The organism is Caloranaerobacter ferrireducens (genome assembly GCF_001730685.1).
Classification (GTDB): domain Bacteria; phylum Bacillota; class Clostridia; order Tissierellales; family Thermohalobacteraceae; genus Caloranaerobacter; species Caloranaerobacter ferrireducens.
The window spans coordinates 497,044-514,978 of record NZ_MDJR01000001.1; the positions used below are offsets into that span (position 1 = coordinate 497,044).

Here is a 17,935-nt window from a genome sequence, read left to right on the forward strand (position 1 = left end):
TGCATAAAAATTTTTGTGGATATAAGACAAAATATTTTTTTCATATATTCTAATAGGATTTATATTTGCAATTCTAGAAATTTAAATAGAAGATTTGTTTTAAAGGGAGTTAAACTTTATGATGTTTATTGATAATAGAGATATACAATCAATGAAAATTGAAGAAGTAGTTAAGCGTATAATTAATTTTAATAAATGTTTAAATGATTTTTGGTCAAATGCACATGGTTGGGCTCCATTAGAGGCAGCACAATTACTAAGTAAATCTCGACTTGATTGGCAAGTTTCATTATCAAAGTGTCTTAAGTTGTGGATACAAAATAATAATGAGGATATAGAAAATGAAAGTGGTAGATTAATTTTGGCTTGGGCTAATTTAGGAAGTTTGGTAGAAGGAACTATGAAATTATTTCTTTCAATATTTTATAAGGATTATAAAGATGATATAGATGCAATAAGAAAGGGTGATAAGTTAATAGATCCAGATGTATTGGATTTAGAAAGAATGAGGCATTTTTTTAAGAAAAGAATATGGGAAGAAAATTATAAATGGGACGAATGGGTTTTACATGTACAACATAGACGCAATGCTATTCATGCTTATAGAAATCGGGAAATTGGAACTTTTGAAGAGTATTATAAGGACTTAAGGAATTATTTGTTGTTTTTAAGATATCATAATGAAAGATTTCCATATCCAGATGAAGTTAATATTCCTAGATTTTAAAGCATAATTAGGGGGAGGAACTTATATGGAATTAAGAAAAAATACAGTTTACTTGGTTGAGAGTCCTACAGATACAACAGTATTATTAGCTGCAGGTGCAGTATATAATAAAGAAACGGGATACGTTGAGTGGTGGGATACAGTAAGAGGAAGAATGAAAAAAGTTGAGAGAATTTTATGTAATACAGAGGATGAATTCAAATTTACTAATGGAGAAAATATTTATATATTTACCAAATTAACTCTTGAAAATTTTAAGAAAAAAGTTCGTGATAAGGTAGTATTTGGAGAGAATTTAGAATTTAGTAGTGACGTAGAGTTGCAAGAATTTTATTTAAATAATTTTTAGAATTGACTAGACTAACGGCAAAATATTAGAATATAATAGAGTAAATAATAAAGCAATTAATTTTGGAGGTTTATTTATGTTTAGCAAAGTAGAAGCAGTAATATTTGATTTGGATGGCACTATTGTAGATTCAATGTGGATTTGGGAACAAATCGATATAGATTTTTTGGCTAAAAGAGGTATTAAGCTACCTGAAGATTTGCAGAAAGCTATCGAAGGAATGAGTTTCACAGAAACAGCAATATATTTTAAAAATAGGTTTAATCTAAAAGAATCAATTGAAGAAATAAAAGAAGAATGGAATGCTATGGCTTATGATTTTTATAAGAACAGAGTTCCATTAAAAAAAGGTGTAAAGGAGTTTATAGAGTATCTTAAACAAAAAGGTACAAAATTAGGTATTGGAACAAGTAATTCTAGAGAATTAGCAACAGAAGTATTGAAAACTCATAATATACTTCATTACTTTGACACTATAAGAACATCCTGTGAAGTCGAAAAAGGCAAGCCACATCCTGATGTTTTTCTAAAGGTAGCTGAAGATTTAAAGGTAAATCCTAGGGACTGTTTAGTTTTTGAAGACACTTATGCCGGGGTATTAGCTGCTAAAAGAGCAGGAATGAAGGTTTTTGCTGTTGCAGATGAGTTTTCTTTTCCATATAAAGATGAGATTTGTAGCTTAGCAGATAAATATATAAAAGACTTTAAAGAAATTGCTTAGGATAAAAAAGCTAAGCGGCTAGCAGTTAGTTAGCCGCTTTTTAAATTAATTTATATCAATTTTTCTTATACCATCTTTTCCTTCTTTAATTTTCGGAAGAGTTATCTTTAATACTCCATTTTCATATTTAGCCTTTATTTCATCTTCTTTTACATTTTGAAGTCTAAAAGTTCTTTGTAAAGTTCCATATCTACGTTCTCTTCTAATATAACCTTCTTTTTCTTCGTTGATTATATCTTTTCTATTTGCTTTAATAGTTATATAACCATTGTTAACTGTAATATCAATTTGATCTTTTGAAAAGCCAGGCATATCAGCTTCTATAATATATTCTTTATCAGTTTCTCTTATATCTGCTCTCATTGATAATCCACTGGTGTTAAAAAAATCAGGTGAACTTAAGAAAAAATCATCATCAAAGAAATTTTTAATAAAGCTTCTCATATGATTTCTTCTTCTATTATAAGGCGTTAAGTTAGGCATAACTTTAACCTCCTTATAAACTTATGGTTTGTATTTCTTCTATATATTTTATACAAAATTTTGTAAATTAGTCACATAAACAATGGATAATCACGGAAAAACAGATTTTACTTGGAAAGAAAAATAATTAATAAAAGATGATAACTATATTATTTTAGTCTATAATTATACTTAAGAAATATAAGGGATGGATTATAATGAACTCTGTAAATCATATAAAAATTTCAGTTCGTAATTTAGTAAGCTTTGTTTTTAAAACTGGAGATATTATAAATATTATTAAAGGTAAGAATAGAGCTGTTGAAGGGACAAAAGCTCATAAAAGAGTACGTTTGATGAGAGATGAAGATTATCAAAGTGAAGTTCCTTTGAAACATATTGTTAATTATAATGATACTTTAATTGAGATTAGTGGTAGAATTGATGGGTTATATAAAAGTGATGATAAAGTTGTAATTGAAGAGATTAAATCAACTTATATTGATATACATAATGAAAATTTTAAATACAATAGTTTACACTTAGCTCAAGCTAAAATATATGCTTATTTCTATTGTTTAGAAAACAATATTAATAGCATTTCAATACAACTAACATATTTTCAAATTGATAAAGAAAAGTATAAAAGCTTTTTCTTTGATATTGGATTTAAAGAGTTAGAAGATTTCTTTAACAGTATAATGGATTATTTTATAAAACATTATGAAAACTATTGGAATTGGATAAAAATAAGAGATGCTTCTTTAAATGAACTAAAATTTCCTTTCGATTCATTCAGAAGAGGTCAAAGAAAACTTGCAGTGGGTGTATATAGATCAATATTAAACCATCATAAATTATTTGTGTGTGCACCAACAGGTATAGGTAAGACTATGGGGACTATATTTCCAGCTTTAAAGGCAATGGGAGAAGGAATTTGTTCAAAAATATTTTATTTAACTGCAAAAAATACAACTTCTACTGTTGTTGAAAATAGTCTAGAAATATTAAGAAGTAATGGATTGAAGCTAAAAAGCATTGTGATAACTGCCAAAGATAAGATATGTCCGATGGAAGAAACTAATTGCAATCCAGAATACTGTGAACTAGCAAGAGGATATTTTGATAAAATTGATAAAGCCATTTTAGATATTTTTAACGAAGATGATTTTAGCAGGGATATTATTGAAAAATATGCATATAAGCATAAAATATGCCCTTTTGAGTTTTCATTAGATTTGTCTGAATGGGCTGATATTGTTATATGTGATTATAATTATGCATTTAACCCACGAGTACAATTAAAGCGTTTCTTTTATGACAATTATGATAAGTATGTGTTTTTAGTTGATGAAGCACATAATTTAGTAGATAGAGCAAGAGAAATGTTTTCAGCTGAGATAAATAAGAGTAAGTTTTTAGAATTAAAAAGAAAGACTAAGGATGTATCAAATGAAATATTTGAAATTACAAAAACAATTAATTCTAGTTTAATTAAGCTTAGAAAAGAATGTAAGAATTCTGAAAAGAAATATTTAGTAAAAGATAATAAACCTGTAGAAATATACAAATTGTTAAAAACTTTTATAGATATAGTTGAAAAGAATTTACATCAAGTTAAAAATGAAGTTTTTTTCAATGATTTATTAGAGCAGTATTTTGAAGCCATAAATTTTATAAGAATTTATGAACTGTATTCTGAAAAGTATGTTACTTATTTGGCGAATTCAAAGAAGGATTTTAAAGTTAAGCTAATGTGTTTAGACCCTTCTGAGAATTTAAATAAAATTACAAAAAGAGCTCGTTCATGTATATTTTTTTCTGCTAGTTTGATACCTATTAAATACTTTTTTGAATTATTAGGAGGAGATATTGAAGATAAAATATTGCTATTAGAATCTCCTTTTCCAAAAGATAATTTTTCTCTATTAATAAATGATACGATTTCTACTAAATACAGTAAAAGAGAATTATACTATCATGAAGTTGCTAAACTTATTAAAAGCTTAATAACAAAGAAAACAGGAAATTATATTGTATTTTTTCCATCTTATGAATATATGGATAAAGTTTATGAAATATTTGCAGACAAAGATAATAGCTTTGATATTGTTAAACAGATAAAAGATATGCAAGAGTTCGATAGAATAGAATTTTTAAGTTTATTTACACCTAATAAGGAAAGGACTTTGCTAGGATTTGCAGTTATGGGAGGAATATTTGGAGAAGGTATTGATTTAGTTGGAGATAGATTAAATGGAGTTATTATAGTTGGTGTAGGGCTTCCGCAGCTGTCTTCTGAAAGGGAGATTTTACGGTTTTATTATAACAAGCTTAAAGGTAATGGCTTTCACTATGCTTATATTTATCCTGGTTTTAATAGAGTTATCCAAGCTGCAGGAAGATTAATTAGAACAGAGTCAGATAGAGGAATAATTTTGCTAATAGACGAAAGATTTACAACTAGAGTATATAAAAAATTAATGCCGGTTGAGTGGAATAACTATTGTATCGTAAAAAATATAAAAGAACTTGAAGACAAAGTTTTTAAATTTTGGTACAAATAACAAGAATTCAAATAAAATTACAGTTATTAAAAGGGAATGTTATGATTTTGAAGAATAAATATATATTTCCCTTAGATGAAAGAGGTGATTTTATGGAACTAAGATTTATTTTAGGACGAGCAGGTAGTGGAAAAACTTATCAAATTTTTAAAGAGATAAAAGATAGAATATTAAGTGGTACAAATAATAAATTGATTTTACTTGTTCCAGAGCAATTTACCCTACAAACAGAGTATGATTTTATTACTAAAATGGATATGCCAGGAATTATAGATCTTGAAATACTTAGTTTTGAAAGACTTACTTATAAAGTATTTAGCCAAGTTGGTGGATTAAAAAAGGTAGAAATAAACGAGCTTGGTAAAACAATGATTTTAAGAAGGTTATTTGAGAAAAACTCAAAGGATTTAATATTATATAATAAGGCTTCAAAGCAGGATGGCTTTATTTCTGATTTTTGTGCACTTATTAAAGACTTTAAAAGAAATGAGATAACACCTGAACTGCTTAGAGATAAAATAGATTTATTTCAGGAGAATAATATTTTAAATAAAAAGTTAAAAGACATTACTTATATGTATGAAAAGTTTAATGAATTTATGAAACGTAAAGAGTATTTTGATGAAGAAGATAAACTTGATTTACTTATAGAAAATATAGATAAAACTTCATTTTTAGAAGGTGCAGAAATTTGGATAGATGGTTTCGATGTTTTTACCAGTCAAGAATATCATATTTTAGAAAAACTGCTTGAAAAAGCTTCAAGATTAAATATAGCTTTAACACTAGATTTAGATGATTTTGCTAGAGATTATGATGTTTTTGCACCTACTAGAAAAACCTATGATATATTATCTAATAAAATAGCTAAAAAAGCAAAAACTTCAACTACGTATGTTAGAAGAGATTTAAAATTAGCAAAAAGCCCTGAATTGGTATATTTAGAAGGTGAATTTTTTTCTTATCCATATAAAAAATATAGAGATGAAGTTTCTAGCTTAAAGATTTTTAAAGCTACAAATCCATATACAGAAGTTGAATATTTAGCTTCAGAAATTATTTCACTTGTAAGAGATAAGGGGTATAGATGGAAAGACATAGCGGTAGTACCATCTTCGATTGATGAATATGGAATGATTATAAAAAGAGTATTCTCTGAATATAAAATACCTTATTTTATTGATGAAAAGAGAAGTATATTAAATAATCCGATAGTCAAACTTATATTAACATCATTAGATATAATCATTAGAAATTTTAAATATGAAGATGTATTCAACTTTATAAAGACAGGTTTCACAAATCTAGATAAGAGTGAATATGAAGAGCTAGAAAATTACGTTTTGAGTTATGGTATAGAAGGTGATAAATGGTTTGATGATTTTACTTATGGCGAAGAAGAATATGATTTAGTTTTTATAAATGAAATTCGTAAGAAGTTTATAGATCCTTTTGTAAAATTTAATGATGAAATGAAAAAAAGAAGGAAGGTCAGCGATAAAACTAAAGTATTATTTGAGTTTTTAATGGAAATAAATATCGAAGAAAAACTTGAAGAGAGAATACAAGTATTAAAAGAAGCAGGCGAACTTGAACAAGTAAACGAAAATACGCAGATATGGAACATAGTCATAGAAGTGTTTGATCAATTAGTTGAAATGCTAGATGACACAATAATAAGCATTAAAGATTATAAAAAGATTTTAGAAGCTGGATTTGGAGAGTATGAGGTGGGGATTTTACCACCTACTATTGATAAAGTACTTGTTGGTAATTTAGAAAGATCTAGAAGCCATGATATAAAAGCATTGCTTATGATTGGCGTAAATGATGGTTTGCTGCCATCTGCATATAGAGAAGAAGGAATATTGACAGAAGAAGATAAAATTACAATGAAACAAGTCTCTATTCAAGTTAATAATGATATAGATTCAAGAATTCAAGAAGAGAGATTTTCAGTTTATAAATCAATAGCTAAACCAACTGAATACTTATGGGTAAGTTATCCGATAGCTGATATAGAAGGTAAAGCTTTAAGACCATCAGTATATATAGAGAGATTTAAAAGATTATTTCCAAATATAGTTGAGTTTAGCGATATAACAAAGGAAAATGAGAAAAATATAGATTTAATATCGATGCCTGAATCTACTTATAAATATCTGATAGAAAGCTTAAGAGGATATTTAGATGGAGATAATTTAGATGATATATGGTGGGAAGTATATGACTGGTATTTTAATAATAATGAATGGAAAGAAAGATTAAAAAATCTGATAGATGGGCTTTCTTTCGATAATCAAGAAAGCTACATAGGAGAAAAAAAGGCAAAAGCGCTTTATGCTGCGCCGTTTAAGTCTAGCATATCAAGACTGGAGAAATTTGTTAACTGTCCATTTTCACATTTTGTAAATTTTGGATTAAAGCCTAAAGAGAGAAAAGAATTTAAAATAAAAGCTCCTGATATGGGTAGATTATTTCACTCTTCTATAGAAGTATTTGCTAAAAAACTCAAAGAGAGGAATGTTTCATGGAAAGATTTAGACAAAGAGCAGTGTGATAATTTAGTAGATATGGTAATCGATGAGCTAGTACCTGAGTTTGAGAACAACTTACTTCAAAGTACTCACAGATATAAATATTTAGTAAAAAAATTGAAAAGAATTAGTAAACGAGCTGCATGGACTTTAACTGAACATTTGAGAAGTGGAGAATTTAACCCTCTAAAATATGAATTAGAATTTGCTGATAAGTATAATAGTGAAATTCCACCAATTATTATTCAATTACCAAATGGAGAAGAAATTAAACTTGAAGGTAGAATTGATAGAATAGATATGTATAAAGATTCAGATGGAAATTACGTAAAGATAATAGATTATAAATCAGGAAATAAAAAATTCAGCTTATCAGATGTCTATTATGGACTGCAGATACAGTTAATAGTTTATCTAGATGCGATTTTAGAAAACAAAGACAAGCTAGTTAAAGACGAATTATATCCTGGTGGTGTTTTTTACTTTAGAATAGATGATCCTCTAGTTAATGGCGAAGGTATTGAAGAAGCTGAAATAGAAAATGAAATAATGAAAAAGTTAAAGTTAGATGGAATTATTTTAAAAGATGTTAAAGTAGTTAAAGCAATGGATAGAGATATTGAACAAAACGGAAAATCTATGATTATTCCAGCTACTTTAAATAAAAGTGGTGAAATAGGAAAAAGGTCTTCAGCACTTTCTAAAGAAGAGTTGACATCGCTTATAAAACACGTACGTAATCTTATTGCTGAAATTGCCATTGAAATTCTCAAAGGTAATATTAAGATTGAGCCTTGTAAAATAGGTGACTTTACATCTTGTAAATACTGTCAGTATATTTCTATTTGTCAGTTTGATACGAAATTCGAAAACAATAGCTATAGAAATATAAAAAAATTGACTAACGAAGAAGTATTAGAAAAAATAGCAGAGGAAAGTAGAGGTGAACAAAATGCCTAGTTGGACCTCTGACCAATTAAGTGCGATTAAGTTAAGAGATAGAAACTTATTAGTATCAGCAGCTGCTGGTTCTGGAAAAACTGCTGTGTTAGTTGAGAGAATAATTAGAATAATAACTGAAGATAAGGTAGATATAGATAAACTTTTGATAGTTACGTTTACAAATGCTGCAGCTGGAGAAATGAGAGAAAGAATTTTAGATGCATTGACAAAAAAGCTAGAAGAAAATGGTGAAGATGAATATATAAGAAAACAGATTTCTTTATTAAATAAGGCTTCAATAATGACTTTACATTCTTTTTGTAGAGATGTTGTAAAGAGAAACTTTCATTTGGTTGATATTGATCATAGGTTTAGAATTGGTGATGAAACAGAATTGAGTATTATTAGACAGGAAGTTTTAGATGAGATTCTAGAGAAAGAGTATGAAAAAGAGAACGAATATTTTATAAAACTTGTTGAAGGATATGGAAGAGATAAAGAAGATATAAAACTTAGAGAGCTAATATTAAGAGTATACTATTTTATTCAGAGTAAACCGTATCCAGAGAGATGGTTAAAAGAAAGTATCGAAATGTTTAATGTAGATAAGGAAGAATTAGAAAAAGGTAAGTGGATTAAAACTATAAAAGATATTTTATATATTGAGCTTGATGGTGCTAAGCATATGATAAATAAAGCTATTGAAATCTGCAGAAAAATAAACGGTCCAGTTGAGTATTTAGAAGCTTTATATGATGATATGCAAAATATAGATTCACTTGAAAAAAGTTTGTCAAAAAGTTTACAGAACTTTTTTGATGAGATAAATAGTATAAAACACAAAAAATTAAAGTCTATAAGAGGAAATAGAAAACTTGAAGTAGATGAAGAAAAAGTTGAAAAGGTAAAAAAATTAAGAAATGATTATAAAAAAATAATTGATTCTATAAAAAATAAAATGATAACTAATGATATAGAAGCTAATGCCAGATATCTGAAAGAAGTTTATCCTATATTGAAATACCTTTATAAAATAGTTGTAGATTTTGGAGAAATGTATAAAAACAGAAAATTAGAAAGAAGTCTTCTTGATTTTAATGATTTGGAACATTATACGTTAAAAATACTGGAAAATGAAGACGTAAAAAGGGAATACCAGAATAAGTTTCGATATATTTTTGTTGATGAGTACCAAGACAGCAACATTGTACAAGAAACTATATTAAACTGTATAAAAAGAGATAATAATTTATTTTTAGTAGGAGACGTAAAACAAAGTATATACAGATTTAGATTAGCTGATCCTAATCTTTTTATAGAAAAATACGATACTTTTTCAAAAAATATGGAAGATATTAACGTAAGAATAGATTTGTCTAAAAACTTCAGAAGTAGACAAGAGATATTGGAAGGCATAAATTATATTTTCAAAAAAATAATGTCAAAGAGGCTTGGAGAAATAGACTATACAGAAGATGCTTATTTATATAAAGGATTAGATTTTGGAGATATTTGGGATCCAAGTATAGAAATAAATATTGTTGAGAAAGATGCATCTGAACTTGATATTGATGAAGAGCTTGAAGAATTAACTGATATAGAAGTTGAAGCCAATATAATCGCTTCGAAAATAAAAGAACTTATAGGTAAAAAGACGTATGACCCTAAAGAGCAGAAGTTCAGAGATATAATGTATAAAGATATTGTAATTTTATTAAGAGCAACTAAAAATTGGGCTTCAATTTTTACTGAAATATTGTTGAAAGAGGGAATTCCAGTATATTCTGATGATAATACTGGTTATTTTGAAGCCTTAGAAATTAAGATTTTTATAAATTTACTTAAATTGATTGACAATAAAAGGCAGGACTTACCTTTATTAAGTATAATGAGGTCACCTATCGCTAATTTTTCAATAGACGATTTGATTGCCATTAGATTAAATAAAAGAGAAGGAGCTTTTTATAAGGCTTTAGAGGAATATATATTTGCAAAAGATGATGAACTAAAGCATAGATTAGTGAAATTTATTGAAAAACTGGATAAATGGGCTGAAGAAGCTAAGTTTATGAAACTTGACGAATTTATATGGAAATTATTAAGAGAAACTAATTTTTATTATTTTGTAGGTTCTATGCCAGGGGGAAAACAGAGACAAGCTAATCTAAGAATTTTAGTTGATAGGGCAAGTCAATTTGAAAAGACATCAATTAATGGTCTCTTTAATTTTATCAGATTTATAGATAAGCTAACAAAAAGTAGTGGAGACATGTCAGCAGCAAAAACTATTGGAGAAAATGAAAATGTTGTAAGAATTATGAGTATACACAAGAGCAAAGGGCTTGAATTCCCAGTAGTAATATGTGCTGGATTGGGAAAAAAGTTTAATCTGATGGATACTAGAGAAGATATTTTGCTTCACAAAGATTTAGGAATAGGACCTAAGTTTATAGATTTAGATAAGAGAATTTATTTAGAAACTCTACCTTTGACAGCTATGAAAGAAAAAATGAAACTAGAAAGCCTATCAGAAGAAATGCGAGTGCTTTATGTAGCACTGACACGTGCTGTAGATAAGCTTATCCTATTAGGTTCAGTCAAAAATATTAATAATAGAAGTTTAAAGTGGTGTGATGGCACAAATCTTTATAATTTAACAAAATCTGGTTGTTATTTAGATTGGATAATGAGTGCTCTATCAGAGCATAAAGATGGATTATTAATTCATCAGTTAGCTGGTTTAGAAACTGATATGAATACATTAGATAACCATATTTCAAAATGGAAAATAAATATTATAGATAGAAGCAACATTTTGATGGAAAAAAGTGACGAGCTCATAAAACGTAAAGAAATATTAGAAAAGCTTAAATGTTTCAGATTGGAAAAAGCTTCTGAATACAGAGATGTTATTGACTTAAGGTTTAATTGGAAGTATAAGTTTAAAGAGGCTGTTGAGATACCTTCTAAGCTTTCTGTTACAGATATAAAGAATCTTTCTTTTAAAGACATTAAGGATGCAGTCATGAAAACACCGTCATTAATTAAGAAACCTAGATTTTTAGAAAGTAAAAAAGGTTTTACAAAAGCTGAAAAAGGTACAATAATGCATTTTATAATGCAGCATTTATCATTTAATGCTGATATAGACGAGCAATATATTAGGCAGCAAATAGATGATATGACCGAAAGAGAATTACTAACTAAAGAAGAAGCTAAAATTATTGATATATCTAAGATTTTAAACTTTTTTAAAAGTAATATTGGACGGCGTATTATAGCAGCAGAAAAGCTGTATAAAGAAGTTCCTTTTGTACTTAGGAAGAAAGCTAAAGAAGTTATTAAAGATGTAAGCAGTTGTGATGAAGAATTGCTGATACAAGGGGTAATAGACTGTTATTTTGAAGAAGAAAATGAACTTGTATTAGTAGATTACAAAACAGACTTTGTGTATAACGATTATTTAGAAAATATAATTAAGAAATATAAAGTTCAAATTGAACTGTATAAAGAGGCTTTAGAAAAAATAACGGGTAAAAAAGTAAAAGAAAGCTATCTTTATCTATTTGAGCTTGATAAGGAGGTAAGAGTAATATGAGGATCCTCCACACATCAGATTGGCACTTGGGTAAGTACTTAGAAAATTATAGCCGATTAGATGAGCAGGAGAAATTTATTGATGATTTAGTAGGAATAGTAAACGAAAAAGAAGTTGATTTAATCATTATAGCAGGAGATATTTATGATAATAGTAATCCACCTGCAAGAGCTGAAAAGCTTTTTTATGATGCTTTAAAGAGATTATCAAGAGGTGGAGAGAGAATTGTATTAGTAATTGCAGGAAACCATGATAGTCCAGAAAGACTTATTGCAGCAAATTCTTTGGCAACAGAGCAGGGAATTATTTTGTTAGGAAAGCCAAATAGTACAGTTGAAACTGGTATAGTAGGAAAACATAAAGTTATAAATTCTTGTGAAGGGTGCTTAGAACTTGAAATAAAAGGTGAAAAAATAGTAATCATAACTCTTCCTTATCCTAGTGAACAGAGGTTAAATGAAGTTTTAGGGGATATGTTAGATGAAAATGAAATGCAGAAAAGTTATTCAAATAAGGTAGGAGAGATATTCGAAAATCTATCTAAATACTTTAGAGATGATACTATAAATATTGCAGTAAGTCATATTTTTGTGGCAGGAGGAGATACTTCAGATTCAGAAAGACCAATACAGTTAGGTGGAGGTCTTACTGTTGATATAGATAAACTTCCATTTAAAGCACAATATGTAGCTCTAGGGCATCTTCATAAACCACAAAAAGTTAAATCTGAAAAAATAAAAGCGCATTATTCAGGTTCTCCTATACAATACAGCAGAAGTGAAATAGGATACAGCAAATGTGTATATATAATTGATGTTAAACCTAAACAAGAGCCAAATATAGAAGAAGTATACTTAAAAAACTATAAACCTATAGAAGTATGGAAGGTAAATGGGATAGAAGAAGCAATAAAGAAATGCGAAGAAAATAAAGATAGAGAAGTATGGGCATATTTAGAAATTGTTACTGATAAAGTTATTTCAAAATCAGAAATTAGAGAAATTAAAAAGATAAAACCTGATATATTAAGTATTATTCCTATAATAAAAGATAAAGTTGAAGCGATAGAAGAGTTTGAGAATTATAGTGAGAGAGATATAGTAGAGTTATTTACTGAATTTTATATAAGAGAGAAAAATGTAGAGCCTAGTGAGGATTTGATAAAGCTTTTCACGAGAATAATTTATGAAGAAGGTGACGAAGATGAAACCTATTCTTCTTAGTATTTCAGGATTAAATAGCTTTATAGAAGAGCAGACTATAGATTTTTCGAAACTAACAGAAAAAGGATTGTTTGGGATATTCGGTCCAACGGGTAGTGGAAAATCTACTATTTTAGATGCTATAACTATAGCACTTTATGGGCAGATATCAAGAGGAACAAAGGAGTTTATAAATACAGATTGTGAGAAATTAAATGTAAGTTTTATATTTGAAGTTGGATGTGGACACTCAAGAAAGCGAATAAGAGTAGATAGACAACTTAAAAAGAGTGATAGCGGAACTAGGACTACATTAGCAAGATTATGTTATTTAGATGAGAATGGGAACGAAACTAATGTAATAGATAAAGTTTCTGATATTAATGAGGAAATAATTAAGCTGATTGGATTAAATCATAGTGATTTTATAAGGTCGGTTGTATTGCCGCAAGGACGGTTTAGTGACTTTTTAAAATTAACTGGTAGTGAAAGACGTAATATGCTAGAAAGAATACTAGGTTTAGAAAAATATGGGACAGATTTGACTAATAGGGTTAAAAAAGCAAGAAAAGAGGAAGAGGCAAAATTAAACGTTATACAAGGCCAGTTAAACAAATATGAAGATGTTAATGAAGAAAACCTAAAGCAATTAAAAGAAGGATTAAGAGAAATAGAGAAAGAAGAAATAAAATTAAAAGAAGAAAATGAAAAGTTAGATAAAGAGTATGAAAAACTAAGTAAAATATGGGATTTACAAGTAGATTTAAAAAAATACAAGGAAATAAAAGAAAAATTAAAGCTTAAAAAAGAAGAGATTGAATTAAAAAGAGAAAAGTATTTAAAAGGCAAAAAGGCACAAGGATTAAAACCGTATATAAATAATTTAGATAAGACACTAGAAGAGATTAATAAAAATGAGCAGGAATTAAAAAAATTAGAGTTAAGCTTACAAAAAGTTTTGAAAGAAAAAGAAATTTTAGAAAAAGAATATACACAAGTAAGCTTAAGGAAGGATAAAGAACTACCAAGCCTTATAGAAAAGGAAACAGAATTAAAAAATGTAGTTGAGTTACATAAAAGAAACGAAAAGCTAATTTTGGAAAGAAATAAACTTAGAGAAGAATATTTGAAATTAAAAAAAGTATTTGATTTATATGAAAAAGCATTAGAAGATTTAAAATTAAAAGAAGAAAAGAAGAATAAAGAACTTATAAAAATAGAAGAGAAAATGTCAACTATAAAGGTAAGTAGTGAATTTAGAGATAAAGTGATAAAAGGCTTGGAACTTGAAAAAAAATATATAGAATTAGGTAAAAAAATAAATGAATTAGAAGAGAAAAACAAAAAACTAAAGAAGGATACAGTTTTTAACCAAAAAAAATTAAAAGAAATAGAAAAATTACTAAATGAAAAGAAAGAAAAATATAAAATTTACGAAAACAAAATAAAAGAGCTTGAGGCTAATAAGCCGAAAGACACTAAATCTTTACTAGATGAAGCAAAGATGATAGAAAATCTGCAGAAGAAAGAAAGAGTTTTAAGAGAATTAAATGGACTGAAAGGGCAAAAACAAAATATTGAAAAAGAAATCAAAGCTTTCAAAGAAAAATTAAATATAGTAGAACAAAAGATGGATATTCTAAAAAAAGAGATTGACGAATTAGAGTTAATAAGTCATATGAATGATATAGTTGTTAGTTTAAAAGAAGGAGATCCTTGTCCTGTATGTGGTTCTTTACATCATCCTAAAAAAGCAGATGTAGTTGATGTGTCTGAAATTAAGAGTATAAAAGAAAATAAATTGGAACTTGAAAAAACACAAAAAGAATTAAATCTTAAAATAGAAAAATTAAATTCTGAACTTTATAAGCTTATAGCAAAAGAAGAGAACTTAACTGAAGAAATGCAAAAACTAGATGAATTAATTAAAGATATAAATTTAGAAAATATTAAGCAAGAAATAGAAAATCGAAAAAGAGATTTAGAAAAGAATGAATCATATTTAAAGAAATGGAACGAGGAACATGAAGAATATAGGAAAAAGGTAGATGAAATAAAAGAAAATTTAAATAATCTTGAGAAAGAAAAAGCAGTTTTATTAGAAACTATTAGAAAAGATAATGAATCAATTAAAGAAACTTTTAGAGAATTAGAAGCTAACAAAGAAGAATATAGTAGGATAGAAGAGAAATATAAAGAAGTTAAAAATACTTTAAAAATTAAAAGTTTTATTAGTACATCTGAAGAGATTAAGAAAAAAGATTCAGAGTATGAAGAATTAGAAAATAATGCTAAGAGAATAAGAGAGTCAATTAAAGAAATATCAGATGAAATGAAAAAGTTAAATGATGAACTTAGTAAGATTAATAATGAAATGAATTTAATAAAGAGAGATGGTCAAAATTTAAAATCAAAAATAGAGGAAAATGAGGCTAAGATTCAAGAAGTTTCGCCAAGTAAAAATCCTTTACTATACCTAGATGAAGTAAGAAAACTAAAAGAAGATATTATTAAAAAAGAAGAAGAGATTAGAAATAATTTGAAAGAAAAGGAAAAAACACTAAAAGATTTACAGCTTAATATGGAGGGGTTACTGAAAACAGTTAAGACTCTAAAAGATACAGAAAATAATATTAAAAATGAGCTAACAGTTGTTATGAATAATTTAGGGTTTAAAACTATTGATGAAATAAGGTCAAGCTATATTGATAAAGATAAATTAGAACAATTAGAAAAAGAGATAAATGATTATGATGATGAAGTAAAAAAAGTTAATGATAATATAAAAAGAGTTGAAACTGAATTAAATGGTGAAACTTTAAGTGAAGACGAGTGGAATAACTTTATTGAAAATAGAAAAAGAAAAAAAGAAGCTTATAGCGAAATAATAGAGAAGTTAGGTATGAGAAGAGAAAAAATTAGGAAAATGGAAGAAGAAATAATTGAGGTCAAAAAGTTAGAGAAAGAACTTAAAGGTATTATGAAAAAAGTTGATATGCTAAATGAAATTTCAGATCTCATAAAAGGGAATAGATTTGTTGAATATGTTGCAATAAGTCATTTAAAGTATATTGCTAGAGAAGCTTCAAAGAGATTGATGGAGATAACTAATAATAGGTATAGTTTAGAACTTGATAGCAAAGGTAACTTTGTCATATGTGATAATTATAATGGTGGTGTAAAAAGAGATGTAAATACACTTTCTGGTGGAGAAACTTTTATGACTTCACTATCTTTAGCTTTAGCTTTATCAACGCAAATACAGCTAAAAGGAAATACATCTATAGAATTTTTCTTTTTAGACGAGGGATTTGGTACCCTTGACAGTAGTATTTTAGATGTAGTTATGACTTCGCTAGAGAAACTTCAAAAAGAAAAGTTATCAGTAGGAATAATAAGTCATGTTGATGAACTAAAAGATAGAGTGCCTGTTAAATTAATTGTTGAGCCAGCAATATCAGGTGTTTCAGGAACTAAAGTAAAAATAGAATATAGTTAAAATTATTTAAAATATTTAATAAAGGATACAGAGTATTTTTGGAGAAATATATTGTTAAATATTTTGATTGAGGATGGTGGAATTATGGAGCAAAAGTTTTTTGTAGATAATAGAAAAAAACTTATGAATAAGGTTGAAAATGATTCTATTGTTATTCTATTTTCAGGCGATGCCCCTTATCGCAGTGCAGATCAGAAGTATCCTTATACACCTAATAGGAATTTTTATTACTTAACTGGATTAGAAAGAGAAAACTTTATTCTTTGTATGGTTAAAAAGAATGATAAAGTTGAGGAAGCACTGTTCATAGAAAAATCTAATCCTAAGTTAGAAAAATGGATTGGTAAAAAGATGACTAAAGATGAAGCTGAAAAGATATCAGGCATTAAGAACATTCAGTTTAAAGAAGATTTTCAAGAATTCCTAACAATGAATATAGTAAGAAATAATATTTCTGTATTTTACTTGGATTTAGAGCGTAGAGAATGGAATTTAAATACAAATCCAGCTGTTAATTTTGCAAATGAAGTAAGAGAAAGATATCCATATATTAATATAAAAAACATTTATAATGATATTTGCGATTTAAGAACTATTAAACAGAAAGATGAAATAGAAAAGATAAAGAAAGCAGTTAATATTACTAAGGAAGGTCTTGAAAATGTATTGAAAAACTTAAAGTCTGGTATGATGGAATATCAAGTTGAAGCATATTTCGATTTTAAAGTAAAATCTTTAGGTGCTAAGAACTTAGCTTTTAAAACAATAGCTGCTTCTGGGGTTAATGGTACAATACTTCATTATGAACAAAATAACTGTAAAATAGCTGATAATTCTCTAATATTATTTGATTTAGGTGTAGAATATGAAAATTATTGTTCTGATATAAGTAGAACTTATCCTGCTAATGGTAAATTTACTGAAAGACAAAAGCAAATTTATAATATTGTATTAGAGGCACAGTTGGAAACTATTAAAGCTATAAAACCTGGTGTACCTATAAAGAAATTAAATGAAATTACAAAAGATGTATTAATTAGAGAATGCAAAAAAATAGGTTTAATAAAAGAAGATAGTGAAATAGTTAAGTACTACTATCATGGAGTAAGCCATTATTTAGGGCTTGATACACATGATGTAGGTAGTTATGAAAGAGAATTAGAACCAGGAATGGTTTTAACAGTAGAACCAGGTCTGTACATTGAAGAAGAGGGAATAGGTATAAGAATTGAAGATGATGTTTTAGTAACAGAAGATGGTTGTGAAGTTTTATCAAAAGATATTATTAAAACAGTAGAGGAAATAGAAGAGTTTATGAAGAAATAGATAAG

General features: G+C 27.4%; 10 protein-coding genes. 9 read left to right on the forward strand and 1 reads right to left on the reverse strand.

All coding sequences use genetic code 11. The features are described 5' to 3' along the window. The first annotated feature begins 118 nt into the window (after nucleotides 1–118). From BFN48_RS02415 to BFN48_RS02425, 3 genes are all read left to right on the forward strand, one after another. Nucleotides 119–727: a hypothetical protein gene (locus BFN48_RS02415; RefSeq protein WP_083238745.1), complete on the forward strand. Its 609-nt coding sequence runs from the start codon at nucleotides 119–121 to the stop codon at nucleotides 725–727. A 25-nt stretch (nucleotides 728–752) separates the two neighbouring features. Next, a complete protein-coding gene (locus BFN48_RS02420) occupies nucleotides 753–1,076 on the forward strand; it encodes a hypothetical protein (RefSeq protein ID WP_069649269.1) in 324 nt (107 codons plus the stop codon). A gap of 76 nt (nucleotides 1,077–1,152) precedes the next feature. Then, nucleotides 1,153–1,797: an HAD family hydrolase gene (locus BFN48_RS02425; RefSeq protein ID WP_069649270.1), complete on the forward strand. Its 645-nt coding sequence runs from the start codon at nucleotides 1,153–1,155 to the stop codon at nucleotides 1,795–1,797. A gap of 45 nt (nucleotides 1,798–1,842) precedes the next feature. Here the strand turns inward: BFN48_RS02425 and BFN48_RS02430 are convergent, their stop codons facing one another. Continuing rightward, nucleotides 1,843–2,280, reverse strand: a complete 438-nt coding sequence (locus BFN48_RS02430) for an Hsp20/alpha crystallin family protein (RefSeq protein ID WP_069649271.1) — start codon at nucleotides 2,278–2,280, stop codon at nucleotides 1,843–1,845. Nucleotides 2,281–2,477: 197 nt separating this feature from the next. On the opposite strand from BFN48_RS02430, the gene BFN48_RS02435 reads away from it, so the two are divergent. The 6 genes from BFN48_RS02435 (at nucleotide 2,478) to BFN48_RS02460 (ending at nucleotide 17,930) form a co-directional block, all read left to right on the forward strand. Continuing rightward, complete coding sequence (locus BFN48_RS02435) at nucleotides 2,478–4,826, forward strand: ATP-dependent DNA helicase (protein WP_069649272.1); 2,349 nt, start codon at nucleotides 2,478–2,480, stop codon at nucleotides 4,824–4,826. 92 nt (nucleotides 4,827–4,918) lie between these two features. Further along, nucleotides 4,919–8,323, forward strand: a complete 3,405-nt coding sequence (addB, locus tag BFN48_RS02440; protein ID WP_069649726.1) for a helicase-exonuclease AddAB subunit AddB — start codon at nucleotides 4,919–4,921, stop codon at nucleotides 8,321–8,323. Then, nucleotides 8,316–11,903 (forward strand): helicase-exonuclease AddAB subunit AddA, encoded by a 3,588-nt coding sequence (gene addA / locus BFN48_RS02445; RefSeq protein WP_069649273.1) that lies wholly within the window; start codon nucleotides 8,316–8,318, stop codon nucleotides 11,901–11,903. Before addB ends, addA begins: the two co-directional genes overlap by 8 nt. Beyond that, nucleotides 11,900–13,126 (forward strand): exonuclease SbcCD subunit D, encoded by a 1,227-nt coding sequence (locus BFN48_RS02450; RefSeq protein WP_069649274.1) that lies wholly within the window; start codon nucleotides 11,900–11,902, stop codon nucleotides 13,124–13,126. The genes addA and BFN48_RS02450 overlap by 4 nt, the downstream gene beginning before the upstream one ends. Further along, the gene (locus BFN48_RS02455) at nucleotides 13,089–16,604 is read left to right on the forward strand and encodes an SbcC/MukB-like Walker B domain-containing protein (protein WP_083238746.1); all 3,516 of its coding nucleotides are present in this window, start codon (nucleotides 13,089–13,091) and stop codon (nucleotides 16,602–16,604) included. Before BFN48_RS02450 ends, BFN48_RS02455 begins: the two co-directional genes overlap by 38 nt. Nucleotides 16,605–16,655: 51 nt before the next feature. Continuing rightward, on the forward strand, nucleotides 16,656–17,930 hold the full coding sequence (locus BFN48_RS02460; RefSeq protein WP_278287287.1) for an aminopeptidase P family protein: 1,275 nt from the start codon (nucleotides 16,656–16,658) through the stop codon (nucleotides 17,928–17,930). Nucleotides 17,931–17,935: the final 5 nt, after the last annotated feature.

Bases quoted from the DNA above. Each gene is read 5' to 3' on its own strand.
- BFN48_RS02415 (WP_083238745.1), top strand. From the start codon at position 119: ATGATGTTTATTGATAATAGAGATATACAATCAATGAAAATTGAAGAA.
- BFN48_RS02420 (WP_069649269.1), top strand. From the start codon at position 753: ATGGAATTAAGAAAAAATACAGTTTACTTGGTTGAGAGTCCTACAGAT.
- BFN48_RS02425 (WP_069649270.1), top strand. From the start codon at position 1,153: ATGTTTAGCAAAGTAGAAGCAGTAATATTTGATTTGGATGGCACTATT.
- BFN48_RS02430 (WP_069649271.1), bottom strand. From the start codon at position 2,280: ATGCCTAACTTAACGCCTTATAATAGAAGAAGAAATCATATGAGAAGC.
- BFN48_RS02435 (WP_069649272.1), top strand. From the start codon at position 2,478: ATGAACTCTGTAAATCATATAAAAATTTCAGTTCGTAATTTAGTAAGC.
- addB (WP_069649726.1), top strand. From the start codon at position 4,919: ATGGAACTAAGATTTATTTTAGGACGAGCAGGTAGTGGAAAAACTTAT.
- addA (WP_069649273.1), top strand. From the start codon at position 8,316: ATGCCTAGTTGGACCTCTGACCAATTAAGTGCGATTAAGTTAAGAGAT.
- BFN48_RS02450 (WP_069649274.1), top strand. From the start codon at position 11,900: ATGAGGATCCTCCACACATCAGATTGGCACTTGGGTAAGTACTTAGAA.
- BFN48_RS02455 (WP_083238746.1), top strand. From the start codon at position 13,089: ATGAAGAAGGTGACGAAGATGAAACCTATTCTTCTTAGTATTTCAGGA.